This is a genomic window from Arcicella lustrica (assembly GCF_034930985.1).
Lineage (GTDB): Bacteria > Bacteroidota > Bacteroidia > Cytophagales > Spirosomataceae > Arcicella > Arcicella lustrica.
The window spans coordinates 160129-184746 of sequence record NZ_JAYGIM010000016.1 but is presented as its reverse complement, the minus strand read 5'-3'; the positions used below and the strand labels follow the sequence as shown (position 1 = coordinate 184746).

Sequence of the window (24618 nt, the reverse complement as noted above, 5' to 3'; positions counted from 1 at the left end):
CAGAACAATTAACAAATGGTAAATTTCATTAATTAAATTTTCAATTAAAATGAACATCTTACTTTTGTTTTGTTTTCAAGTACTGATTATTATCTAAATGCGCTTTAATAAAAAGTTTAAATATTTCATTTTTATACTCTTTTCTATTGGCTTTCAATCGAAGGCACAAGTATTGCCTTTAAGTCGCTCAGATTCGGGTAGAGTATTACAATATCAATCACAATACGAAAATTACCTGAATGCCAACAATTTCACGGAAGCATCAAGAATGATGAATGAAATTGGTTATATATATTGGAACTATAATCAATATAAAAGAGCCATTTCATTTTATGAAAAGAGTTTGAAATTGAATGGAAATATCGAAAACAGTAATGGCATTGCCATGATTCATAATAATTTGGGTATGCTCTACGCTGATGCCGAAGAATATGATAAAGCGCTCAGTCATTTTACACAAACTTTAGCTGCTCGCAGAGCTCAAAAAGAACCATTCAGTATTATTTCTTCTTTAATCAATCGTTCTGTAGTTTATAACAATATCAAAAAATATAACCTGTCAATCAATGATTTACAGGAAGCTTTGAATTTAGCTCGTGAGTTGAATGATATCAAACAAATGGCAAGTACTTATGCCATGCTGAGTGAAACCTACGAAAAAGCTGGTAATGTTGACGAATCCTTGAAGTACTTTAGTTTGTATAAATCCTTTCATGACCAATTACAGAAAAAAGAGGTAAACAAACTCGCCAGTGATTTAGAAGCCGAAAGTTTGAAAAAACAATTGGCAGAATCTGTCGCTAAAACCAAAGAATTGGAGCTTGAAAAAAACGAAATCAAGCTAAAAGAAAGTGGTCAACAACTTCAAAATGCGAAACAAAAAAACATCAATCTTTATCAGGATTTAACCAACGCTGAAATGATTGTTGGCTTACAAAAACGTGATTTAATCATCGAAAAAGCTAATGCAGAAGTAGCTGAAGCTAAAAATTTAGTATTGGAAAAAGAGAAAAACTACGTTTATATCATTGCAGGAATCATTACTTTTTTTGTATTAATGGTGGCGGCAATTGTGTATTTGAATAGCCGAAAAATTAAAGCTCAAAATCAACAGCTACATCAACAAAACCTTGCAATTGCTGCTCAAAAAGAACAATTATCGGTTTCAAATGATGTGAAAAATAAAATTTTCTCAATCATTGCGCATGATTTACGTGGACCAATTGCTTCCTTACAAAGCTTTTTTGAAATTATTGAAGAAGATTACTACGAAGACATTCCAGAAGATTTAAGAGATATTATGAGTCAGCTTAAAAACGGAAATGCCCAAATCTCAACGATTTTAGACAATCTTTTGAACTGGGCAAAAACACAAATGGCTGAGTTAACACCTAAGATTCAGGAAGTAAATATTTTTGATTTGGTCGATGAAAACATTAAGTTGCTACAGCGTTTGGCAGAAGGTAAAGAAATCACACTTGTGAATGAAATACCTACAGATTTAACGGCATCATCTGACCTTGAAATGACTAAAATTGTTTTCAGAAACCTGATACAAAATGCCATTAAATTCACTAAGAAAAAGGGAATTATTAAAGTGCAAATCAATCCAAATGAAGATGATAAAAAAGTAGAAGTAGTTGTAATAGACAGTGGTGTAGGCATGAGCGAAGAAAAAGTAAATACTTTATTTAACTTAAAAAGTAATAAATCAACTTATGGAACGAACAATGAAAAAGGCACTGGATTAGGTTTGGTACTTTGCAACGATTTCATCAGAATATGCGGAGGAAAACTTAAAGTAACCAGTGAATTAAATATAGGAACCACTATTACCGTAACCTTGAATAAAAAAAATGATGCTTAAAAACATTTTTACAACAATGATTTTAGCTGTTTTGGCTTTCGCTACCACAGCACAAACCAGCAAACCTAAACATTATACCGACACTACTTCTGGTAAATTGTATTGGAACAAAAAATTGCCAGTTTATATTTGGGTTTCTACTACCCCTGACCATGCAGAGGAATTATTGAATAAATCACCTAACCAAAAGTATTCTGTGCCATTTTATTTAGATACAGAAGGGGTGAATTACATTCGTTCAAAAAACGCCGTTGACCCTGAAACTAAAGCAATGGTTGAACCTCCGCAAGAAGTAAAACTAGAGATTTATGCCGATGGCATTGCACCCGAAACAGGTGTTACTTTATTCAATGGTTCAAAAAAATATGTGAATGCTTCAGGAAAAGTATTCTTTGGTCCTTTTGTAAATTTCAATTTGTTGGCGAGCGATAAAACCAGTGGCGTTGAAACTGTTTTTTACACAATCAATAACAGTCCTTTTGAAGTATATAAATCTGAAAAAAGATTGTCAACTCAAGGCGACTATGTGTTGAAATATTATGCTACCGATAATGTAGGCAACGCTAGTCAGATGCAACAAGAAAGTTTTACTGTTGATAATACGCCTCCTTTCACCAATTTGAATGTGAATGGAATTACTGACGATAAAGCAATTTCTTATACCAGCAAATTGTATTTCAATACAGAAGATAGCATTTCGGGATTAAAAGGCACTTTTTATAAGTTTGATGACGGTGTTTTACAACCTTATGATGGTAAAAGTATTCCTTTTGTATTTCTTCCAGAAGGAAAACATACTTTATTTTACTATTCTACAGATAATGTAAATAATCAGGAAAAAGAAAAAAGATTTGATTTCTTCCTAGATAAAAGTTCACCTTTAATGGCAACTGATATACTTGGAGATAGATATATCGCTAATAATACGATTTATTTTTCTGGAAAAACAAAACTTAAATTAACAGCTATCGACAATAAAGTTGGTGTAAAAGAAGTAAAATACTCTATTGACAATCAACCTTTTGTGAGTTATACTAATCCTTTTTACCTACCAAGTATTTCGGGAAATCATAACATCAGATATTACTCTATTGATAACTTAAACAACCAAACTACCAGTTTAGCAGGTGTTGGTTATGAAGAATTTAAACATAATGTAAGTAAAGTTTATGTTGACTTAACAGGTCCAAATCTTCAACATGAAATCATTGGCGATATCGTGACAAGAAGAGATACAATGTTACTTGGACCAAATAACTTTATCCAATTAAAAGCAACTGATCCAGAATCTGGTTTACAAAAAATCACTTATAGTTTTGATGGAAAGCTAATTGAAAATGATTATTCGAAACCAATCAAAATGACAGAAAAAGGTATTCATAAATTTGAATACTTTGGTTATGATAATGTAAATAATAGAAATATTGCTTCGTTTGTATTCGTAAGTGATATTGAAGGACCTGAACTTTTCAACTTCTTTACTGTGGGAAGTATCAATACAACCAAACAAGGGGTAGAAATTTATCCGTCAAGTGTTGGATTTACTTTAGCTGGAACAGATGTGATGGCGGGCTTAAAATCAATTACTTATAGTATTAATGGACAAGCTCCAAAAATCTATCTGAATACAATTAATGGATTCAAAGCCAATACAAAGTACCATGTGAAAATTACCGGTACGGATTACTTGGGTAATCAATCATTCAAAGAAGTAACCTTTATGACTGGTAAATAATTGTAATTTATAAACAGAAAAGCCCTTTTCAATGACTGAAAAGGGCTTTTTTATATTTCAATTTATCATTTACTCCTTTACTTCTTCCTCGGCTGAATTAAACTGAATACCTTCATAAATATCTTCCAAAGTAATAAAAGTATCAAATAAAAGAAATTCGATTTTATCATTGTGTTCGTCGATAAAATTAAATTCAAAAGTTGAAGTAGCTTCTTTTCGTCGATAAAATTCTACCAAAGCTGTGTCCTGATGAACCATTAAATAGTATTGAAGCGATGGAAGAGCAGTATATTGCCGGAATTTCTTATTTCTATCAACCTCCTCTGTACTTTCAGAAAGTACTTCAACAATTAATACAGGTTCTGTTACATGACGAATATCTTTAATCGTGTCAGAAGCTGTAATAACTAAATCTGGATAGCGATAAATTCTTCTTTCATGCACAATTGTCCGTACATCATGAGTAAAGATACGAAAACCTTTTTTCCGTAATTCTTTACGCAAGGTTGCTGAAATATTACCAGCAATTTCATTAGCATCTAAAGTTTCTCCAGGCATAGGAATTAATATCCCGTCTTCAAATTCATGACGGATTTCTGAGTGATTTTCGATTTCGAAATACTCCTCAACGCTATATATTCGTGCTGAAACTTCTACTAAATCGCTCATCGTAGGTTGAAAATAAAATGGATTGAAAACAAAAAAGTTTATGAGTATAAGGTTAACGAGATAAAACACTCTAACCTTTAAACTCATAAACTAAATTAATGATTTATGCTGAAAATAACAAGACTAACCTAATACGACTGGTCCCGCTTGATTAATACCAGAAACATAACATTCAGAACCAATTCCTACTTTAGCAAAACCATCTTGCATAGCTTTTCCAACTCTATTGGCAGTAAATAAATCTTTCGACAAAGCAAACATCGAAGGACCTGAACCAGAAATAGAACAGCCTAAAGCACCGTTTTCTAAAGCTGCATTTTTTACATCATCAAACTGAGGAATCAAAATCGAACGAATTGGTTCGATGATAACATCAACCAAACTTCTTGAAATCAAATCATAGTCGGGCAACATAAAACCTGCTACTAAACCCGCTACATTTCCCATTTGAGTAATCGTATTTTTCAAAGAGATTTCTCTTTTTAAAATATTACGAGCGTCTTTAGTATTCACTTCAATGTGTGGATGAACGATAGTCGCATAAAGCTCTTTCGGAGTACGCAACTGAATAATATCCAATGGGTCATAAGAGCGAATTACCACAAAACCACCCATCAAACTTGGACCAACATTATCAGCATGAGCAGAACCACAAGCGATAAACTCGCCTTCCATGGCAAAAGGTAGTAAATCTTTTTGAGACAATGGTTTTCCCAATAATTCATTCGCAGCGAAAACCCCAGCCACCGCCGAAGCTGCCGAAGAACCTAAACCAGAGCCAAGTGGCATCAATTTTTTAAGTTCCATCTCAAAACCTTGACCAGTTTCACCAATAGCTTCTAAGAATTTAATAATGGCAATACCAGCAGTATTTTTCTCTGCTGCTAAAGGCAAACGACCTTCGTCACCTTCAATTTTTAAAATTTTAACACCTTTTGTGTCTGATTTTCTTAATATGATTTCGTCGCCCGGATTATCAACTGCAAAACCGAAAATATCAAAACCACAAGCCACATTAGCCACCGTAGCTGGGGCAAAAACTTTTATTGAATTTGTCATATAATCAAAGACCTGCTTGTTTCAAAAGCTGATCCAATTCATTATCGTTAATATTCTCTTGTTCACTTTTATCATAAATTGTCAAGAGATAAATAGTTTCATTTACAATTTTCACGCAAGTAATTACTCTTGCACCACCTGATTTACCTTTCCCTTTAGCTGCAATTGACATTCTAATTTTGTAGCAATCCTTTCCAATCGAAGTACCCACTAAAGGATTCTCCAAAAGTTGTTCTTTCAAATTCATTAAGTCTGATTTGAAAGAAACATATTTCTTAGAAAGCTTTTTGGCTTTTCTAAAGAAATTTGAAGTAGGAATAATGTTAAAGCTCATTCATCATCTCATCAAAAGTCTGCAACTCAATCTTTCCTTGTTGATGCAAATCTACTTGAGCCAATGCCTCTTTTAAGTCTTCAACAAACTCTTTTTGCTGAGTACTAAGTCTCTTTTTACTCTTCTTAATACTGTTATCTTCCTTTACTTGGAAGTGCAAACTCTTCGCTAATTCTTGAATTAACGAAATATGTTTGGGCTGAACATTTTCTAAAATAAGGTTCATAATCGTAAGGTTTTTAACTGAATCTAAGCCAAATAACTCCCCATCGCCACAATATCTGCAAATACGCCTGATGCTGTTACTTCTGCTCCTGCTCCAGGTCCTTTGATAACCAATGGGCGGTCATGATAGCGTTTTGTCGTGAATGAAATCACGTTGTCGGCTCCGTCCATCATATAGAATGGATGCGTTTTCCCGATACTTCTTACACCAATTGTAATTTTATTGTTTTCCAAAGTAGCAATAAATCTTAATACTTCACCTTTTGCTTCTGCTTCGTTGACCATCTCTTCAAAATAGCTGTTTGATACTTCTAATTCCTTGAAGAAATCTTCTACGGTTGGTGCTTTCTCGCAATTTTCTGGCAATAATTTTAAGATTTCTACATCTTCTGGTTCAAGACGTAAACCTATTTCACGTCCTAAAATCAAAATCTTTCTGGCAACATCCATTCCACTTAAATCTTCTCGTGGATCTGGTTCGGTATAACCTTTTACTTTGGCTTCACGAACGATGTCTGCAAATTTTACACCTGCTTTAAAATTATTGAAAATATAAGATAAAGTACCTGAAAGCACTCCTTCTATTTTCTCAAATCTATCTCCCGATGAAATCAAGCCTTGTAAAGTATTAATGACTGGTAAACCTGCACCAACGTTGGTTTCATACAAGAACTTCACTCCTTTTTTCAAAGCTGTTCTGTGTAATAAAGCATAATCTTCATAGCGACCTGAATTGGCTACTTTGTTTGGCGTAACTACCGAAATATTCGCTTCAAAAAGTCCTAAGTAATAATTATGAATTTCTTTATTCGCTGTACAATCTGCAAAAATTGAATTCGGTAAATTCAAACGTTTCGCTTCTTCTACAAATGCCCAAATTTCAGCGGGTTTTCCTTTTGCATCACGCTCTTCTTCCCAGTTTTCCATCGGAATTCCTTGCGCATCAATCAGCATTTTTTTAGAATTCATTACTCCTACCAAATTAATTTTCAAGGCTTTATACTTTGAAAGATAATTTTCTTGCCCTTGTAATTGCTCTAAAAGGGCTTTTCCTATCAAACCTGTTCCTACTAAGAAAAGGTTCAACGTTTTTGCTTGCGAGAAGAAGAAAGAGTCATGAATTACATTCAGTGCTTTTGAAATGTCTTTCTTTTCAATGACTACAGAAATATTCAACTCCGACGAACCTTGGGCTGTAGCAACGATATTAATACCATTTTTCCCTAAAACAGAAAACAATTTACCACTTACACCTGTGTGATGACGCATTCCTTCACCCACAACGGCAATTACTGAAAGGTTTTCTTGAATATCAATGCCTTCTACATCGCCATCGGCAATTTCAGCTTTGAATTCTTCTTCCAATAATGCTTTTACAGATGCTGAAGCTGATGGTTCAATTGCAAAACAAATAGAGTGTTCGGATGATGCTTGAGAAATCAAAATCACCGAAATTTTATGTTTGGCTAAAACCGTAAATAGCTTCGCTGAAACCCCAGCCACACCAATCATACCCGAACCCTGTAAATTGACCAAAGCCAAATTATCAATAGAACTGATACCAGTGATAATGTATTCGGATGTTTCGGCACTTCGATTTACGACTGTTCCTACAAAATCTGTATTAAATGTATTGAGAACCCTAATCGGGATATTTTTTGTAAAAGCTGGTTGTAATGATGGCGGATAAATTACTTTCGCCCCAAAGTGTGTCAATTCCATTGCCTCCGCATAAGTAATTGTCGGAATGGTAAAGGCATTTTTCACTTTACGTGGGTCGGCTGTCATCATGCCATCTACATCTGTCCAGATTTCAATTTCTTCGGCATCAAGTGCTGCTCCGAAAATCGAACCTGTATAATCAGAACCTCCACGACCCAATGTTGTTGTTTCTCCTTTTTCTGTTGAACCAATAAAGCCTGTAATCAATTGAAGCGATTTTGTTTTAGCAAAATGCTCTTGAATCTGGCGATTAGTCACTTCAAAATTCACGGCTGCCATCCCAAAGTTAGCATCAGTTCTGATTACTTTTCTAGCATCTAAAAACTGACAATCTACGCCTTGTGCATGCAGAATTTCATGAATTAATGTCGTTGAAAGTCGTTCTCCAAAACTTACAATTAAGTCGGATGTTCGAGCTGAGATTTCACGAATCAAAGAAACTCCTTTCAGTAAATCTTCTAATTCATTAATGATGGTACGAATGTTGGCAAATACTTTCGACTGGGCTTTAACGTCAATTAATGCACGTACAACTGTGAAATGACGGTTTTCAATCTCTTTAATTAAGTCAAAGTAAGTGGTATCTCCTACCGACGCTAAATCTCCTGCTTTCAATAATTGGTTGGTTACACCACCCATTGCTGAAAAAACTGCTGCAACTTGCTCACCTTTAGCTTGTTTGCCTTTGATGATACCTAACACCGCTTGGATACTTTCAATAGTACCACAAGAAGTTCCTCCGAATTTTAATACTTTCATTTTGTTTCTGAACAGGTTTCCCCTATTCTTGCTTGGATTATCTGCTTTACAACAGCAGGTTTTATTTATGATGTTTTATTGTATTATGTGCTAAATATACCTCTGGAGGGATTATTTTTTTGATTTATCTTCTACTTCTATTAAAAACCATTTATTGTCTATCTTCTTGAATTTATGTAAAACTCTTGCATCGATGTTTTTTACATTGAGTTCAAAAGTAACATTAACGCTATCTTGCTTTACATAATCTATTTTCAAAAACTCTTTAGAGTTATTTTTGGAATCTACAATCAGATTGTAATCGCCTAACTCTTTCCAATCTTGTTTAGTAATGTAATTAGTAGTTCCATTAGTTGAAATATTCTTCAACGGAAACTTTACATTATTCATTTGCATCGTTGAATCAACATAAAACTTATTGAAAAATGTATCAAAATCATCATTTACACTCAGATTTTTACTGTAGTAATGGAATACAGTAAACATTATGAGTCCCAAAATAATAACAACCCATTTTAGAGGTGTTTGAACGAATATCTCCAAAGGAGTATCCAAACCATTCTCTTTCAAATATCTATCACTTGGAAATCTCCACATAATCAAACTATTTCGAATTATTAAATTTCCAAAAAGCAAAGATACCAATTTCATCCCCTCAACCCAAAATACTACAAACAATCCTCCTCAACAATTACAATTTTATTGGAACATGAGAATGCTCTTACTAACTTTTTGAACATAAATTCACTGGACACTCCCCATCACATCGCTCGTTTTATAAATTACATTACTCGTTTTCTTAATTACATTACTCGTTTTATAATCTACATAAAAGAAAAAGCTTCGCATTGAATGCGAAGCTTTTCTAATAAACCTTTACTTTCTACGTACTACCATTTATACGCTACAGTCAAAGAAACCATTCTTGGTGCGATAGGATTTACAGAGTTATCGTCATGAACATTGTAGCTCATTTCGTTTAAAATGTTTGATACTTTTCCTCTCAATGAATACTTTCTGAAGTTGTATCCGATACTTGCATCAATTTGCGTGTAAGCATTTACAGGAATCAATTTGAAAGCATCGTTAGCAACTGTTAATCTTGTTGAGCGACCAGCAACTCTTTCGCCAAAATACATTGCAGTTAAACCAAGATTCAAGCCTTTTAATTTTGTGTCAGAGAAAGTATAATAGATACTTGCATTCGCTGTGTGATTTGGATTATATCTCAACAAACTTCCAACAATATAAATGTTACTAGCAGTATATTTTGTTTCGTTGTAGCTATAACCAGCCATTACTGAGAAACCTAAGAAAGGTTTACTTTTTAAGTCAACTTCAACACCTTGGCTTGTTACTTCGCCTGCTAATTCTTTGATGTTTGTGTTACTGTTTGCTTTACCGTCTTTATCAACCAAAGCAGTTTGAGCTAAATTACTGTTCTTAATTTGGTAAACTGTTACGTTTGCCGAAACTAAACCATTGAATAATTCATTTTTCATACCCAATTCTACTTGGTCAATCAATGATGGTTTCAAAGCTGTTCCGTAAATATCAACACCCGTATTCAAAGTAAACGAGTTTGAGTAACTACTGAAGAAAGCCATACGCTTGTTCGGTTGATACACCAAACCTAAACGTGGAGAAAGCGCATCATCATAAGCTGACGATTCTACAGTAGCATTTGTTTTTACTGTTAATACCGAGCTTTTTGTTTCTTGATAACTATAACGTAAACCAGCTAAGAATTTGAATTTATCTGAAATACTTACTAAATCTTGTGCATAAATACCTACACGATTTACTGGTGCAGTAGTGATTGTATTCACTGCTAAGTTTGGTCTATCGCTACGTTTGTCGATAATTTCTGAGTTGAAAACATTGATTGTATCATAAACAGCCGCAGTAAATGAAGTAGTTTTAGTATCGTAGCTATCAACATCAGTACCAATCAACACATTATGTCCAATTTTTCCAGTTTTGAATTGACCAGTCAAATCAATTTGCCCCATCAAATATTTCTCATCTACTTCCGAACGTTGGATACTTCTTACTAATCTACCATCAGCAGCAATCGTTGTTGGACGAGTAGTAGCAAATAATTCACTTTGGTAAGCTCTGTAAGCAGCCGTTCCAGAAATTTTCCAGTTATTACTGATTTGGTGATTAATGGTTACATTGGCAGTTTGTTGTTTGATGTCGAAATATGACCATTTAACACCAAGGAATTTTTCACGAGGTAAGTTTGTAATTACATAATTGATAGCACCAACTCCGAAATCAGCCGTTCTGCGGTCTTTCATATAATCACCTTCCAAAATGATTTCCGTTTTATCACTCAATTTGAACAATAAAGAAGGGTTTACATAAACTCTTTCAGAATTCACATCATCACGGAAACTATTTCCTTTTTCATAAGTACCATTGATACGATACGCTACTTTTTTACTTCCAAGTACAGCACCGTACAAGTCAACCGTAGGCTTATAAAAGTTATATGAACCTAAACGCATCGAAACAGAACCGCCTGATTCAAATTTTGGCTTTTTTGTTACCAAATTCAAAATACCACCAGCAGCAACGTTACCAAATAAGATTGCAGTACTTCCTTTCATGATTTCTACTTTTTCGATAGAAGACATTTCAGGTAAAGTACCGTTAAAATATCTAGCGCCATTTTTAAAAGTATTTGAACTACCAAAAGCAAAACCACGACCCGCAATTTCTTCTTGATAACCACCCGTGCTACCCATGATATACACACCGTTTGCATTCATTAAAGCATCGCTTAAACGTAAAACTTGTTGACGTTCCAACACTGTTCTATCAATTGTGGCAACCGCTTGTGGTAAATCCATTGGCTTGATGGCAATTTTACCAATAGTTACTGTTTTTTCATTAGCAGACTGTACACCCATCACAGTTACTTCTGATAATTCGTTTGAACCTTCTTCTAAAGAAAAATTAACTTCACTTACAGCACCAGCTTTAACATTTACTTTACTTTCTAGGGTTTTCAAACTTACAAATTGCATAATAAGTGTTGCTTCGCCTGTTTTAACATTTTTAAGCAAAAACTCTCCGTCTTCGTTTGAGATTGTTCCTTGCTTTGAATTCTTGATACTAATATTTACAAATTGAATAGCATCCCCACTTTTATCAGTTACTTTACCTTTAATACTTCCAGTCTGAGCAAAAGCAACGATACTTCCACTAATCATTAAAAAAATTATTAAGCAGAAATTTTGAATAGATTTTTTCATTTTATTGTTTTATTTGGACTAATTCTAATCACTTAATCAAAAAAATATATTTATAAATGGATTATTCGTGAAAAATAGTTTAGAGGTATTAAGAAAAGACATTGTCTCATTAAATCTTCAATACTTGGTCATTGATTTATTAATGGCACAAAATTATCGCCTATTTAGACTAATTACAAACAAATACGTAATTTTATTTAGACTGGATTTAAACAACAATCAATAAACATCTAATAATCAAAAGATTACTTCATTTATTTTTTCAATTACAGTATTTTAAAGAAAGTATTTCCTATCGCTATTTTGATTTTAGCGAGATAAATTAACCCAGAATTAACCCTCTGTTAACAAGCTTCTTTTATCTCGAACATAGTTTTGCAGAAAAAAAGAAATGAAAAAAACATTACTCTCCCTTTCCCTCTTACTAACATCCCTATTGTTGAGTTGCGATAAAAACGAAGAAGAATTTTTCGTGAATGAAGATGCTGCAACATTTGCAGAAATCGGAAGTATCGATATTGGTGATGTTGGTGCAGCCGAAATTTCGGCTTATGACCCACAAACAAAACGTTTATTTGTAGTAAATAATGGAACGGTCAACAAAATTGATGTCATTGATTTTGCAGACCCAACCAATATGAAGGTAATCGGCTCAATTAGCATGACGCCTTATGGTGGAGCTGTGAATAGCGTTGCCGTTTCAAACGGTAAAGTAGCAGCGGCTATTGAAGCATCAGATAAACAAGCAAATGGTAAAGTTGCGGTTTTCAATACTTCAGATTACAAAGAAGTAAAAGTAGTTACTGTTGGAGCTTTACCAGACATGATTACTTATTCTCCAGATGGTAATTTAATTCTTACAGCTAATGAAGGAGAACCCAATGCTACTTACACAAATGACCCTATAGGTTCTATTTCTATTATTGCTGTCAATAATAATTATGCTGTAACAACAATTGATTTCGCTGGTTTTGCTAGTCAACAAACGGCTTTAATGGCAAAAGGATTAAGAATTTTCGGATTAAACGCCACTTTTGCCAAAGATATTGAACCAGAATACATTGCGGTTTCTGATGATTCAAAAACTGCTTGGGTTACTCTACAAGAAAATAACGCCATTGCAAAATTAAATCTTGAAACAAAAACGATTACTTCTATCCTACCACTTGGTTTCAAAGATTATGATGTTGATGGAAACACTGTTGATATTAGTGACAGAGATAACGCCGTCGCATTAGGCAAATGGAAAGTAAAAGGAATGTATCAACCTGATGCCATTGCTTTTATACAACATGCTGGAATTCCTTACTTATTTACTGCTAACGAAGGTGATGCTAGAGAATATGATGCTTTCGCTGAAATTAAAAGAGTAAGTGCGTTGAAATTGGATGCATCAGCTTTCCCAAATGCAACAGACCTTATTAAAGCTGAAAAAGCAGGTAGATTAAATGTAACAACTACTTTAGGTGATACTGACGGTGATGGAGATTATGATTTTCTTTATTCATTAGGTGCACGTTCTTTTAGCGTTTGGAATGGAAACGACGGAGCTTTGGTATTCGATAGCAAAAATGAATTAGATACTAAAGTGATTGCTGCAAATCTGTATGACGATACAAGAAGCGACGATAAATCTATCGAACCAGAAGGCATCACAATTGGTACTGTTGGCAATAAAAAAGTAGCCTTTGTAGGAATGGAAAGAGTAGATGCAGTAGCTGTTTATGATGTAACAATCCCAACAAATCCTGTTTTCTTACAAATTTTAAAATGTGGTGATGCACCAGAAGGTGTTTTATTTATTCCTGCTAAAAATAGTCCAACACAAAAAAGTTTGTTGGTTGTAAGTAGCGAAAACGATGGAGTAATCAAGGTTTACAAGCCAAATACCCTATAATTTTACTGAGTCTCTAAATATCTTTCTTGAAATCCATACTTTTAGTGAAAGCTAATTGTATGGATTTTTTGCTTTGTTTTGATTAATTATCGTTCAGTTTTAAACCCATTCAACAAACTTTTTGTTTTATATTTATACTATGCGAAAAAAAATCGCAAAATAATACTCATCAATCCAAAATCAAATATGCTTGGCTATCGTTTTTCAGAATATATTCCACAGGAAACCGAAGACGGCAAAAAGGCCAAATTCGACCAGCTTTTAGATATTTTTAATCAATTAGTAACCATGACAGCGGGTAATGTTTCCGAAGCATTAACATGGTTAACATCTTTAGACAAACAATATAATCTTACTGACGAATCTTACGGAATTGCTGACTTCATCGAAGACTTAAAAGCCAAAGGCTATATTAAAGAAGAAAAAAACGAAGAAGGCGAAGAAGAACAAATACTTACTTCTAAAGGCGAACAAAGTATTAGGAAACAATCTTTAGATGAGATTTTCGGTAAATTAAAGAAAACAGGTTCAAACGGAAATCATAGAACGCCTTACCAAGGAACAGGCGATGAAAACAATACAGATAGAAGAGAGTTTCAATTTGGTGATGCAATGGACCAAATTGCGATGACAGAATCTATCAGAAATGCACAAATCAATAATGGTGTTGAAAATTTTATGCTTACTGAAAACGATTTAGAAATCGTTGACAAAGAGTACAAAGCACAAACTTCAACCGTTTTGATGATTGATATTTCACATTCTATGATTTTGTATGGTGAAGACAGAATTACGCCAGCTAAAAAAGTTGCGATGGCAATGGCAGAATTAATCATGACGAAGTATCCGAAAGATACTTTAGATGTGATTGTTTTTGGAAACGATGCTTGGCAAATACAAGTAAGAGATTTACCATACTTAGAAGTTGGACCATATCATACCAACACTGTTGCTGGTTTAGAATTGGCAATGGATTTATTAAGAAGAAGAAAAAATAAAAACAAACAGATTTTTATGATAACCGACGGCAAACCTACTTGTTTGAAAGAAGGTATTCGTTATTATAAAAACTCATTTGGATTAGATAAAAAAATATTAAATAAAACGTTAACCTTGGCGGCACAGTGTCGTCGTTTAAAAATCCCAGTAACAACTTTTATGATTGCTCGTGACCAATATCTAAAAGAATTTGTTCAAGAATTCACCAAGATAAATAACGGACGAGCATATTATTCTTCATTAAAAGGACTAGGCGAGTTCATTTTTGAAGATTATGAAAAAAACAGAAAGAAAGGTGTGAGGTAAATAAGAGTTATGAATTGTGAGTGATGAATGTTGAGTTTAAGACTCTAATATCCAATACTTTAATTTATAAACCACATCTTTAAACCCCAAAAATTTCAGAAATCATGAATTTAAAACCCATTTATATAGCCGCTGAAAAGCACGAAGCCTACTTACAGTGTATTGACCACGAAGCAAAGGCAAAAATTTCACCATACAGAGCCCAAGGTGAACCATTTTCAAGAGATTTGTTTGTAGCAAAATCTTATGATGACGAAAATTATGCAGAAGCATATTCAGAAGTGCTCAGATTAAAAATGAAAGGGCAAAATATACAAAATAGAGATGTTCTTGGTTTTATTGCTAACCGAAGTTACGGTTCGGCAAGCTTGAACAAAAAGAATCTTTCACACTTAAAATAAATCTCATTTTTCATAAGATAAAATAGCATAATGTCATACAAAACTATCGATTCAAAAGCTCTTTTAAACATTCATACGCTTGGTCAATTAAAAGCATCAGGTTATCAACCAAAATCAATTAAAGATGAATTAAGAGATAATTTAATTGTAAAAATCAAAAATAAAGAGAACGTTTTTGAAGGAATTTGGGGCTATGAAGACACCGTAATTCCTGATATTGAAAGAGCGATACTTTCTCAACATCATATCAATTTATTGGGTTTACGTGGACAAGCCAAAACTCGTATTGCCCGTTTGATGGTGAATTTATTAGACGAATACATTCCTGTGGTAAAAGGTTCTGAGTTGAATGATGACCCGATGCAGCCACTTTCTCGTTTTGCAAAAGATTTAATCGAAGAACATGGTGATTTAACACCCGTTACTTGGATGCACCGAAACGAACGTTATACCGAGAAATTAGCAACGCCAGACGTTTCTGTAGCCGATTTGATTGGAGATGCCGACCCAATTAAAGCTGCGACTTTACGTTTGCCTTATTCTGATGAAAGAGTAGTACATTTTGGACTGATTCCACGCTCGCATCGTTGTATTTTTGTGATTAACGAATTACCAGATTTGCAAGCTCGTATTCAGGTTTCATTATTCAATATTTTGCAGGAAGGTGATATTCAAATTCGTGGTTTCAAGATTCGTTTGCCTTTAGATTTGCAATTTGTTTTTACTGCCAATCCAGAAGATTATACCAATCGTGGCTCAATTGTAACGCCTTTGAAAGACCGAATCGACTCACAAATTGTTACGCATTATCCGAAAACTTTGGAAATCGGGAAAAAGATTACTTTACAAGAAGCAAAACTAAAAGGCGAACAAGAAGAATTAGTAACAACCAATCATATCATGGATGATTTGATTGAGCAAATTGCGATTGAAGCTCGTTCTTCCGAATTTGTAGATGCAAAATCAGGCGTTTCAGCCCGCATGACGATTTCAGCGTATGAAAATCTAATTTCTTCGGCTGAAAGAAGAGCATTAATCAACGGCGAAGACAAAACTTATGTACGTGTTGCCGATTTAATTGGTGTTATTCCTGCGGTTTGTGGCAAAGTAGAATTGGTTTATGAAGGTGAAGTAGAAGGACCAGTAATTGTTGCTCAGAATTTGGTTGGAAAAGCTATCAGAGCACAATTCTTGAATTTCTTCCCAGATCCAGAAAAAATCAAGAAAGCTGCTAAAGATAAAGCAGGTAAAAATCCTTACAAACCAATTATTGATTGGTTTATGGATGGAAACGTCATGGATATTTTAAATGATTGTTCAGACAGCGAGTACTCTGCTCGTTTAAGAACCATTGAAGGGTTAGATGATTTAATTGAAAAAGTTTATCCAGCGATTCAAGGAAGAGAAAAATTGTTTATGATGGAATTTGTTTTGCACGGTTTATCAGAATTCTCAATCATTTCTAAAAAGAACCTTGAAAAAGGACTTCAGTTCAAAGATTTAACAGATTCTCTTTTCGATTTGGATAAGTTCAAATTCGATGATGACGAAGAAGATTATAAGTAAGTAATAAAAAAGCGCTTGACAAATTAAAATTGTCAAGCGCTTTTTTATTTATGCCTTTGGATGTGCCTGTTCGTAAATTTTCTTAATCTTTTCCATTGAATTATGTGTATAAACTTGTGTTGCTGAAAGCGAAGCATGACCAAGTAAATCCTTAATGGCATTCAAATCTGCTCCATTATTTAGCAAATGCGTAGCATAAGAATGTCGTAAAATATGAGGTGATTTTTTAGATAATGTCGTTACTAAAGACAAGTATTTTTTGGTAATTCTTTGAATCAAAACGGGATAACTTTTCTCTCCTTTATCAGTAATAATCAAATATTCGTTCCCTAAATTTTCAGCATTTTTATAGGATTGATATGCCTGAATCAAATTGACCAATTGCTGATTGATTGGAATAATTCTTTGCTTATTGCGCTTTCCTAAAACAGTAAGCGTTCTGCTGTAAAAATCAATATCACTTTCTTTCAATTCAATCATTTCAGAAAGACGCATTCCTGTACCATACAGTAATTCTAACACCAATTTATCACGTACTCCCATAAAATCTTGTGTAAATTCTACATCATCCAGCAAAGTATCTAATTCAGTTTCACGCACAAAAGAAGGAATGGTTTTCTGGGTTTTCATGGCAGAAACCTTAAACATTGGGTCTTTTTCAATGATTTTTTTCCTGAGTAAAAACTTATAGAAAGTTCTGAGTGTAGCAATTTTACGATTGATAGAACGATTCTCTACTTTCGCTTCTGCCAAAGAAACAATCCATGAACGAATCATCTGAAAATCTGCTAATTGTGGATGTTCAAATTCATAAGATTTTACCAAATACTCAGTAAACTGCTTCATATCAGAACGATAAGCCGTAACAGTATGTTCGCTACTTCGCTTTTCAAATTGAATGTATTTGATAAAAAAATCGATAATTTCTGGCATTGAGTTCTTGGGATTTTACAAAATTGAGATGCTTAACACTCATAATTTACAACAAAGCTGCTAAAAACAAAAACGTCTGAACAAACTATGTTTATTCAGACGTTTCTTATGATGCTGACGGTTATCGGCTTAATTCACGATTAAATTGATAACAAAATACTTCTGTTATTTAAAAAAAATCAATCTATGAACTATGCTTCTTCGTTACCGTACATTCTTTGTTTGTATGACGCACGAATGATTTCAGTACGACGGCCAATTGATGGTTTCTCAAATGCCGCACGTTTACGAAGTTGCTTTACAACGCCAGTTTTTTCAAATTTTTTCTTGAATCTTTTTAACGCTTTGTCGATTGACTCGTTTTCTTTAATATTGATAATCAGCATATTATTTTGTTTGTTTAAAATCTTTTTTTGTAATAGAGGTGCAAAGATAAAACTTACTTCTTTAAATGTCAAGTAATTTAAGCAATAATTGCCTGATTGATGAGAGGTTGTAGCTACATTTAGCTCTTTTTTGGTCTCATAATTATATTTATATTAGCAACATCTTACTTTATTCTTATTTTTTAACCAATAAGTATCAATTGAAGACAAGTAAAGATTTTACTAAATCTTCTTATGGCTTTGAATTAGATTTTATTGAGTAAACATAGGGCATTTCCTATAAAATCAGTCTTATGTTTATACCTTGTTCTCTTGTAAAAATAATTGACGAAAATGTCTAAGACTGATTTTATTAAAATTATTTCAAAAAAGGATAAATCATACAGTCCAAATGTTTAGGTTTATCATATTATTTATCTTATCCAATTAATACAAACTATGACGTTATTTATTATTTTATTGTGTATTGGACTTTTAGTCCTGCTTATTACTTGGGGAAAACTTAATCCCTTTATAGCTTTCCTTATCGTTTCTATTGTTGCTGGTATCACTACAGGTATTCCTTTAAGCAGTATTGGAAAATCTCTACAAAAAGGCGTTGGTGATATGTTGGGTTCATTAGTAATTGTTATTGCCTTGGGTGCTATGCTTGGTAAAATTGTTGCTGAAAGCGGTGCTGCTCAGAAAATCGCTTCAGTAATGATGAAGATTTTCGGTGAAAAATACATCCAATGGGGTTTAGTTTGTACGGGTTTTATCATTGGTATTCCACTTTTTTATAATGTGGGTTTTGTTTTAATGATTCCGCTGATATTTTCTGTAGTTAATCAATATAAATTGCCTGCTGTTTTCATCGGACTACCGATGTTGGCATCATTATCAGTTGCTCACGGATTTTTACCTCCTCACCCCTCTCCTGCGGCTTTGGTTGCTCAATTTAACGCCGATATGGGACTTACTTTGGTTTATGGTATTATTATCGCCATTCCAACAATCGTTATCGCTGGGCCTATTTTTTCTTTGACACTCAAAAATATTCCTTCAAAACCATTAGAAACGTTTCAAAGTAAAACACTTCCTGAAGAGCAATTACCAAGTACTTTAAATAGCTTTTTGACTTCGCTTTTGCCCGTTATTTTATTGGCATCAACCACACTTTTAGCAACATTTTGGAAAGAAAATGAATCGCTAAAATCATTTGGTGTATTTGTGGCTGACCCTTCGATTGTAATGTTGATTTCTGTACTTGTAGCAACATTTACTTTAGGTAGAAACATGGGAACTTCTATGAAAACCATCATGTCGATTTATACAGAAGCCGTAAAAGATGTATCAATGATTATCTTAATCATTGGTGGTGCTGGTGCTTTAAAACAAATTCTGATGGATGGTGGTGTAAGCAATGAAATTGCAGTTATCCTAAAAACTTTACCTTTAGATCCTTTGATTTTAGGTTGGTTAGTAGCGGCTATTATCCGAGTTTGTTTAGGGTCTGCAACTGTAGCTGGACTAACAACTGCGGGAATTATGGCACCATTGGTGGCTCAATCTGGAGTGAATCCAAACTTGATGGTTTTGTCTATTGGTGTAGGAAGTTTGATGTTCTCGCACGTAAATGACCCTGGTTTTTGGTTATTTAAAGAGTACTTCAACCTTAGTATCAAAAATACTATTAAGTCTTGGTCGATGATGGAAAGTATTGTAGCAGTGGTAGGATTAATTGGTGTTCTGATTCTGGATGCCGTGATTTAATTATATTGATACTGGTGTTGGTGATTGCCTTCATCAACACCAGTAATTTTATTTCGGAAGAAAAATATCGTCATTATTACTAAAACTCTAATTCTTTAATCGAATTATCCGCCATTAATTTTTTCACTAATTTATCGTGCTTAGAAGAACGCCCACGAATAGACCAACTACTCACTAACAAATTATTTTTAATTATCTGTTTTTCTCTTTTAGCTACTAAATTACATTGCTCAAAAATTGTCTCTAATTTCTTAAAACAATCAGGACTGTACTCGCAAACAATTCGATAATTATGAGTACGACCATACCTTTCCATGATTACTTCAAGTTTTACAAAAAGCCCTAAAACAATATAAACAACGCTAGTTCCAAGGAAAGAAAGTAAAATATGCCCATCGCCAATTGCCATTCCTAAAGAAGCAGTAACCCAAATAATTGTAGCTGTTGTAAGTCCTTTTATTTTATCATCCGTTCTGAAAATTACTCCAGCACCCAAAAAACCAATTCCAGTAACCACATTGGCAGCAATACGATCAGGCGAAAGAGCAATACCCATTTTTTCCGATAAAATCGTAAAAATTGTACAGCCCACTGAAATCAACGTAAAAGTTCGCAAACCAGCAGATTTACTTCGATATTCACGTTCTAAACCAATCAAAGCACCCACAACTGTAGATGCTAAGATTTTCAAGAAATCATCATTATAAAAAATGTGATTAAATAGTATTTCTAAATCACTCATTTTTTGGTTAGTGCTTTATGAATTTTTCTTTTTTGAGATGTTTTATGTACATAATTATTGGACAAAACACTAATATTTCCGTCCACTTCCAATACTGCTAAATCAACCTTTTCGATACTTTCTACACCATGTTCACGAATAGCAGCATTCAATTCTTCTAATGAAAGTCCTGATTTTTGTAAAGCTTGCTCTTTAATTTTTCCTTGATACACCAACATCAAAGGCTCGCCTTGGATAATTTTACTGATGGCTTGATTGCTAAACATTACTTTTTTCAAGATAAAGTTCATGACAAACAAACTGCCCGCAGCAGCAAAACCTCCGAAAAGAGAAGTATTATCGCCAACCATTGCGTTCTGCACTGCATTTGAAATCAAGAGAATAAAAACTAAATCAATCACAGATAATTGAGATAATTCCTTTTTGCCAAACAAACGAATAGCCGCTACGATGAACACGTAAACGGCTATTGATTTAAAAGATATAATGAGGTAATCCATTGCTTAGTTGGTCATAGCGACGAGCTTTCAATTTATTCTCTACAACTACAATTTATCGGTTGCCATAACCATACCTAAATTCAATCGAGCAACAATGTCATGGATTTTGGTCAAATCTTGTACAGTTCTATCTTTCGCAATTCTTAGAATGACAGTTTCCGAACCTTTCTTTTTAGCTTCTTCACCAAGATATACTTCTAGTTCTTCGAAAGGAACAGGGTTATCATCAACGAAGTAATTATTGTTTTCATCAACGGTTAATCTAATATTCTCTTTAGTTGCCGTTTGTTGGGCAGTTGATGATTCTGGCAATAACAACTTTATAGCATCTGGACTAGCCAAGGTTGAAATCATCAAGAAGAACATCATCAAGAAAAAGAGTATATCCGCTAATGCACCAGTCTCAACTTCCGATTGTTCACGAGTACGTTTTCTTATATTCATATTTTTTCAACAATGAAGAATGAATGCCTTATTTCAGCAATCAGCCATTAAAAATTATTTAGTTGATGCTGGTTTATGCAAAATATCTAAGAAGTCGATAGCAGTAATTTCCATTTTGTTTACAGCACGGTCAATCATCGTAGTTAAAATGGTATAGAAAAAGTAAGCAATAATACCCACCATCAAACCTGTAGCCGAAGTAACCATTTTCTCATAAATACCACTTGCAATCGTACTAATATCAATTTTATTCGCCACCGAAATATTATGAAAAGTACGAATCATCCCTGAAACAGTACCTAAGAAACCAAACATCGGAGCAATTTTTGCAATGGCAGAAAGAAAACCAAGGTTTTTTTCCATGTTATAAATCTCAACTCTTGCAGTATTTTCAATCGCTGTTTCAATATCACGAATGGGCGAACCCAAACGATTCAATCCTTTTTCTAATAATCTAGCAATCGGGAATTGTGCGTTCTTGCAATATGCCACTGCACCTTGTACATTGCCTGCATAGAGCATTTCACGGATAGAAAACAGGAAATTATTATCAAGTTTAGCTGTTTTACGGATATAAAAATATCTTTCTAAAAATAAAAACAAGGCAATAAAAAACAATACAAAAATTGGAATCATTACCCAACCTCCTTTTTCTAAGAGGTTCAAAATATTCATTTCTTGATCAGCTTTAGTTACTCCATTTGCTACAGAAGTAGCCACAGAATCAGGAGAAATAACGTTAGTTTGCAATAGGATACTTTGAAAAATCTGCATAGCTTTTTACGGATTACGAAGAGTCAAGTTTAAAATTTGGGCTTGAATCGTTTAAAAAAAATGTTGAAGATTAATTAATTTTTAACAAGTTTAACGAAAAAAAATGACTTATGTGATATGCCTTATCTGAAAATTCTTGGTAATGCAATTGCTTACAAAAACTTAAAAATCTCAGTATTAAAACATTATGTGAATGTATTTTGGGCTAAATCTTAAAAAGAAAATTTACCTTTAAAATCAATTCAACGAGAGTTGCTTACTCAGAACACCCTCCTTTAACGCAAAGTTTGATACTTTTATTTGACGAATGTCGTATCGCTTCAAAACAAAATCAATCAAACAAACACCGACTACAATCATATCAACACGAAGTTCAATCATTCCAGCTAAAGCCATTCGTTGTTCACGATTGCTGGAAACAATTTTCAAGAATGAATCATAAAATTCGGCAATGGGTAATTCAAAAGAAACCTGTTCTATAGGTGGTAATTGACCAAAAGTTTTCATAAAGTAAAGGTCAATCAAGGTTTCAAAAGAACCAGCCGAACCAATGACACAAATTGGTGCATATTGATGCACAGCGTTGGTCAAAGGCAATAATTGTTCTTCTAAATAATCTTTTAATGATTGAACAGAGCGAGGAGAAATAGGGTCAGTATTCATGAATTTATCCATCAAACGTTGTCCGCCTATTTCAAAACTTTGTTTCCAAAAAATTCTATCCTGATTACAAATGATAAATTCAACAGAACCTCCACCAATATCAATGATTAAAGAAGTATCATTTCCAATAGGTGTGCCTAATTTTACTCCTTCATAAATCAATCCAGCTTCTTCTTCTCCAGAAATTACTTTAATTAAAATGCCTGTTCGTTGAAAAATTTCCTCACAGAAACCTTCGCCATTGCTAGCATTTCTAACAGCACTTGTTGCTGTGGCAAAAATATTTTCAGAAATCACTCCTTCTTCACTTAACTTTTCTTGAAAGTATTTTAAAGCAAATACGGCTCTTTCCACTCCTTCCTGAGTAATAATTCCCGAAGAAATACCTCCCAAACCAATTTTAGCTGCATAACTATCTTCATGTATTTTTTGGTAAGTATTACCTTCTTGTGCTACAATAAGTAGCTGAAAAGTATTTGTACCTAAATCTATAAACGCTTTCTTTATCACTTTATAATTGATTCTGATGATTTGGATTTACCTTTGTCAATGCAAATGTACGTGAATGTTTCTATGTTAAAATTATTGTGATTCAAGAACCTAAAAATATCCTAATCACTGGCATTACTGGCTTGGTGGGTAGTTTTGTAGCTAAGCGTTTCTTAGAAGCTGGCTATCAAGTAATTGGCTTAAAAAGAAATACAAGCGACTTGTCGTTGGTCAAAGACATTACCAATAAAATCACTTGGAAAGAAGGTGACATTTTAGATGTAATGTTCTTGGATGAATTGATGAAAGATATTGATTTGGTCGTTCATGCGGCTGCCATTGTCTCTTTTGCGCCAAAAGACCGTGACAGCATGTTTAAAACCAACATTGAAGGCACAGCTAATATTGTGAATAGTTGCTTGACAAATGGAGTAAAGAAAATTTGCTTTGTGAGTTCTGTTGCAGCTTTAGGGCGCAAAATTCCTGTAGATTCGAAAGCTGAATCCATTATATCAATTGATGAAAAATCAACTTGGGAAGAAAGTCCGCTCAATTCAAATTATGCTAAATCGAAATATTTAGCAGAAATGGAAATTTGGAGAGGTTTTTCTGAAGGATTAGCCTCAGTCATCGTCAATCCTTCATTAATATTAGGCGAAGCCGATTGGACGAAAAGCAGTACGCAATTATTCAAATATGCCAATGAAGAACATAATTTCTATCCGCAAGGCACTTTAAATTATGTAGATGTTCAGGATGTAGCTGAAAGTATTTTTCAATTGACGACCTCCGATATTTCTGGCGAAAGGTTCATTGTAAACAGTGGGCATATTACTTTCAAAGATTTTTTCGAGAAAGTAGCACAATTACTCAATAAAAAGCCCCCAAGAAAGTTAATAAGTAAATTTTTAACAGCCATTATTTGGCGTGTAGAGGCACTTAAAAGTTACTTAACTGGTAATGCCCCTTTAATTACAAAAGAAACTGTGTTATCATCGAGTCATCATTTCTATTATCCAAACGAAAAAATAAAAAAAACTTTGGCACTGAAATTCAAGGACTTGGATGAAACATTAAATCGAATTTGTAATAATTTAGCTATAAAGTACACAAATAAGCAGTAATCCTCTTAG

Annotated in this window: 22 protein-coding genes; 8 read left to right on the top strand and 14 right to left on the bottom strand. The window is 33.7% G+C overall.

Going from position 1 to position 24618, the window contains the following annotated elements; genetic code table 11:
• Positions 1-97: 97 nt before the first annotated feature.
• Together VB798_RS20315 and VB798_RS20310 are read left to right on the top strand one after the other, a co-directional pair.
• Positions 98-1867: a tetratricopeptide repeat-containing sensor histidine kinase gene (locus tag VB798_RS20315; RefSeq protein ID WP_323689071.1), complete on the top strand. Its 1770-nt coding sequence runs from the start codon at positions 98-100 to the stop codon at positions 1865-1867.
• The gene (locus VB798_RS20310; RefSeq protein WP_323689070.1) at positions 1857-3602 is read left to right on the top strand and encodes an OmpL47-type beta-barrel domain-containing protein; all 1746 of its coding nucleotides are present in this window, start codon (positions 1857-1859) and stop codon (positions 3600-3602) included. Before VB798_RS20315 ends, VB798_RS20310 begins: the two co-directional genes overlap by 11 nt.
• A 69-nt stretch (positions 3603-3671) precedes the next feature.
• Here the strand turns inward: VB798_RS20310 and VB798_RS20305 are convergent, their stop codons facing one another.
• From VB798_RS20305 to VB798_RS20275, 7 genes are all read right to left on the bottom strand, one after another.
• Positions 3672-4271 carry a Uma2 family endonuclease gene (locus VB798_RS20305; RefSeq protein WP_323689069.1) on the bottom strand — a complete coding sequence of 200 codons (600 nt, stop codon included), beginning with the start codon at positions 4269-4271 and terminating at the stop codon, positions 3672-3674.
• Positions 4272-4394: 123 nt separating this feature from the next.
• Complete coding sequence (locus VB798_RS20300) at positions 4395-5330, bottom strand: homoserine kinase (protein WP_323689068.1); 936 nt, start codon at positions 5328-5330, stop codon at positions 4395-4397.
• Between the two features lie 4 nt (positions 5331-5334).
• Positions 5335-5664 (bottom strand): type II toxin-antitoxin system RelE/ParE family toxin, encoded by a 330-nt coding sequence (locus VB798_RS20295; RefSeq protein WP_323689067.1) that lies wholly within the window; start codon positions 5662-5664, stop codon positions 5335-5337.
• A complete protein-coding gene (locus tag VB798_RS20290; RefSeq protein ID WP_323689066.1) occupies positions 5654-5890 on the bottom strand; it encodes a hypothetical protein in 237 nt (78 codons plus the stop codon). The genes VB798_RS20295 and VB798_RS20290 overlap by 11 nt, the downstream gene beginning before the upstream one ends.
• 23 nt (positions 5891-5913) lie before the next feature.
• Complete coding sequence (thrA, locus tag VB798_RS20285; RefSeq protein WP_323689065.1) at positions 5914-8370, bottom strand: bifunctional aspartate kinase/homoserine dehydrogenase I; 2457 nt, start codon at positions 8368-8370, stop codon at positions 5914-5916.
• A gap of 111 nt (positions 8371-8481) precedes the next feature.
• Positions 8482-8967 (bottom strand): DUF4348 domain-containing protein, encoded by a 486-nt coding sequence (locus tag VB798_RS20280; protein ID WP_323689064.1) that lies wholly within the window; start codon positions 8965-8967, stop codon positions 8482-8484.
• Positions 8968-9260: 293 nt separating this feature from the next.
• Entirely contained in the window at positions 9261-11633 is a 2373-nt protein-coding gene (locus VB798_RS20275; protein ID WP_323689063.1) for a TonB-dependent receptor, read from the bottom strand.
• A 391-nt stretch (positions 11634-12024) separates the two neighbouring features.
• On the opposite strand from VB798_RS20275, the gene VB798_RS20270 reads away from it, so the two are divergent.
• The 4 genes from VB798_RS20270 to VB798_RS20255 all read left to right on the top strand — a co-directional run bounded on the left by VB798_RS20270 (position 12025) and on the right by VB798_RS20255 (position 16802).
• Complete coding sequence (locus VB798_RS20270) at positions 12025-13530, top strand: choice-of-anchor I family protein (protein WP_323689062.1); 1506 nt, start codon at positions 12025-12027, stop codon at positions 13528-13530.
• 186 nt (positions 13531-13716) lie between these two features.
• Positions 13717-14835 (top strand): vWA domain-containing protein, encoded by a 1119-nt coding sequence (locus VB798_RS20265; protein WP_323689061.1) that lies wholly within the window; start codon positions 13717-13719, stop codon positions 14833-14835.
• A gap of 104 nt (positions 14836-14939) precedes the next feature.
• Positions 14940-15236: a hypothetical protein gene (locus VB798_RS20260; protein ID WP_323689060.1), complete on the top strand. Its 297-nt coding sequence runs from the start codon at positions 14940-14942 to the stop codon at positions 15234-15236.
• Between the two features lie 30 nt (positions 15237-15266).
• Positions 15267-16802 (top strand): P-loop NTPase family protein, encoded by a 1536-nt coding sequence (locus VB798_RS20255; protein WP_323689059.1) that lies wholly within the window; start codon positions 15267-15269, stop codon positions 16800-16802.
• Positions 16803-16850: 48 nt separating this feature from the next.
• On the opposite strand, the gene VB798_RS20250 is transcribed toward VB798_RS20255, so the two are convergent.
• Both VB798_RS20250 and rpsU read right to left on the bottom strand, forming a co-directional pair.
• Positions 16851-17735 carry a tyrosine-type recombinase/integrase gene (locus VB798_RS20250; RefSeq protein ID WP_323689058.1) on the bottom strand — a complete coding sequence of 295 codons (885 nt, stop codon included), beginning with the start codon at positions 17733-17735 and terminating at the stop codon, positions 16851-16853.
• A 191-nt stretch (positions 17736-17926) separates the two neighbouring features.
• Positions 17927-18121: a 30S ribosomal protein S21 gene (gene rpsU, locus VB798_RS20245; protein ID WP_184131554.1), complete on the bottom strand. Its 195-nt coding sequence runs from the start codon at positions 18119-18121 to the stop codon at positions 17927-17929.
• A 438-nt stretch (positions 18122-18559) separates the two neighbouring features.
• On the opposite strand from rpsU, the gene VB798_RS20240 reads away from it, so the two are divergent.
• The gene (locus tag VB798_RS20240) at positions 18560-19873 is read left to right on the top strand and encodes a gluconate:H+ symporter (protein WP_323689057.1); all 1314 of its coding nucleotides are present in this window, start codon (positions 18560-18562) and stop codon (positions 19871-19873) included.
• Positions 19874-19952: 79 nt separating this feature from the next.
• Here VB798_RS20240 and VB798_RS20235 read toward each other — a convergent pair whose 3' ends face one another.
• The 5 genes from VB798_RS20235 to VB798_RS20215 all read right to left on the bottom strand — a co-directional run bounded on the left by VB798_RS20235 (position 19953) and on the right by VB798_RS20215 (position 23506).
• Positions 19953-20615 carry an MgtC/SapB family protein gene (locus VB798_RS20235; RefSeq protein ID WP_323689056.1) on the bottom strand — a complete coding sequence of 221 codons (663 nt, stop codon included), beginning with the start codon at positions 20613-20615 and terminating at the stop codon, positions 19953-19955.
• Positions 20612-21115, bottom strand: coding sequence for a DUF421 domain-containing protein (locus tag VB798_RS20230; protein ID WP_323689055.1), 504 nt, complete (start codon positions 21113-21115; stop codon positions 20612-20614). Before VB798_RS20230 ends, VB798_RS20235 begins: the two co-directional genes overlap by 4 nt.
• Positions 21116-21160: 45 nt before the next feature.
• Entirely contained in the window at positions 21161-21559 is a 399-nt protein-coding gene (locus VB798_RS20225) for an ExbD/TolR family protein (RefSeq protein ID WP_184131188.1), read from the bottom strand.
• Between the two features lie 54 nt (positions 21560-21613).
• A complete protein-coding gene (locus tag VB798_RS20220) occupies positions 21614-22333 on the bottom strand; it encodes a MotA/TolQ/ExbB proton channel family protein (RefSeq protein WP_323689054.1) in 720 nt (239 codons plus the stop codon).
• Positions 22334-22570: 237 nt separating this feature from the next.
• Entirely contained in the window at positions 22571-23506 is a 936-nt protein-coding gene (locus VB798_RS20215; protein ID WP_323689053.1) for a Ppx/GppA phosphatase family protein, read from the bottom strand.
• A gap of 77 nt (positions 23507-23583) precedes the next feature.
• On the opposite strand from VB798_RS20215, the gene VB798_RS20210 reads away from it, so the two are divergent.
• On the top strand, positions 23584-24609 hold the full coding sequence (locus tag VB798_RS20210; RefSeq protein WP_323689052.1) for an SDR family NAD(P)-dependent oxidoreductase: 1026 nt from the start codon (positions 23584-23586) through the stop codon (positions 24607-24609).
• The last annotated feature ends 9 nt before the right edge of the window (positions 24610-24618 follow it).

What these genes read in the sequence shown, in the direction of transcription:
- VB798_RS20260 (WP_323689060.1), top strand. Translation starts at nt 14,940, where the DNA reads ATGAATTTAAAACCCATTTATATAGCCGCTGAAAAGCACGAAGCCTAC.
- VB798_RS20265 (WP_323689061.1), top strand. Translation starts at nt 13,717, where the DNA reads ATGCTTGGCTATCGTTTTTCAGAATATATTCCACAGGAAACCGAAGAC.
- VB798_RS20315 (WP_323689071.1), top strand. Translation starts at nt 98, where the DNA reads ATGCGCTTTAATAAAAAGTTTAAATATTTCATTTTTATACTCTTTTCT.
- VB798_RS20240 (WP_323689057.1), top strand. Translation starts at nt 18,560, where the DNA reads ATGACGTTATTTATTATTTTATTGTGTATTGGACTTTTAGTCCTGCTT.
- VB798_RS20255 (WP_323689059.1), top strand. Translation starts at nt 15,267, where the DNA reads ATGTCATACAAAACTATCGATTCAAAAGCTCTTTTAAACATTCATACG.
- VB798_RS20270 (WP_323689062.1), top strand. Translation starts at nt 12,025, where the DNA reads ATGAAAAAAACATTACTCTCCCTTTCCCTCTTACTAACATCCCTATTG.
- VB798_RS20305 (WP_323689069.1), bottom strand. Translation starts at nt 4,271, where the DNA reads ATGAGCGATTTAGTAGAAGTTTCAGCACGAATATATAGCGTTGAGGAG.
- VB798_RS20230 (WP_323689055.1), bottom strand. Translation starts at nt 21,115, where the DNA reads ATGGATTACCTCATTATATCTTTTAAATCAATAGCCGTTTACGTGTTC.
- VB798_RS20310 (WP_323689070.1), top strand. Translation starts at nt 1,857, where the DNA reads ATGATGCTTAAAAACATTTTTACAACAATGATTTTAGCTGTTTTGGCT.
- VB798_RS20290 (WP_323689066.1), bottom strand. Translation starts at nt 5,890, where the DNA reads ATGAACCTTATTTTAGAAAATGTTCAGCCCAAACATATTTCGTTAATT.
- VB798_RS20250 (WP_323689058.1), bottom strand. Translation starts at nt 17,735, where the DNA reads ATGCCAGAAATTATCGATTTTTTTATCAAATACATTCAATTTGAAAAG.
- VB798_RS20295 (WP_323689067.1), bottom strand. Translation starts at nt 5,664, where the DNA reads ATGAGCTTTAACATTATTCCTACTTCAAATTTCTTTAGAAAAGCCAAA.
- VB798_RS20235 (WP_323689056.1), bottom strand. Translation starts at nt 20,615, where the DNA reads ATGAGTGATTTAGAAATACTATTTAATCACATTTTTTATAATGATGAT.
- thrA (WP_323689065.1), bottom strand. Translation starts at nt 8,370, where the DNA reads ATGAAAGTATTAAAATTCGGAGGAACTTCTTGTGGTACTATTGAAAGT.
- VB798_RS20220 (WP_323689054.1), bottom strand. Translation starts at nt 22,333, where the DNA reads ATGCAGATTTTTCAAAGTATCCTATTGCAAACTAACGTTATTTCTCCT.
- VB798_RS20300 (WP_323689068.1), bottom strand. Translation starts at nt 5,330, where the DNA reads ATGACAAATTCAATAAAAGTTTTTGCCCCAGCTACGGTGGCTAATGTG.
- rpsU (WP_184131554.1), bottom strand. Translation starts at nt 18,121, where the DNA reads ATGCTGATTATCAATATTAAAGAAAACGAGTCAATCGACAAAGCGTTA.
- VB798_RS20280 (WP_323689064.1), bottom strand. Translation starts at nt 8,967, where the DNA reads ATGTGGAGATTTCCAAGTGATAGATATTTGAAAGAGAATGGTTTGGAT.
- VB798_RS20275 (WP_323689063.1), bottom strand. Translation starts at nt 11,633, where the DNA reads ATGAAAAAATCTATTCAAAATTTCTGCTTAATAATTTTTTTAATGATT.
- VB798_RS20225 (WP_184131188.1), bottom strand. Translation starts at nt 21,559, where the DNA reads ATGAATATAAGAAAACGTACTCGTGAACAATCGGAAGTTGAGACTGGT.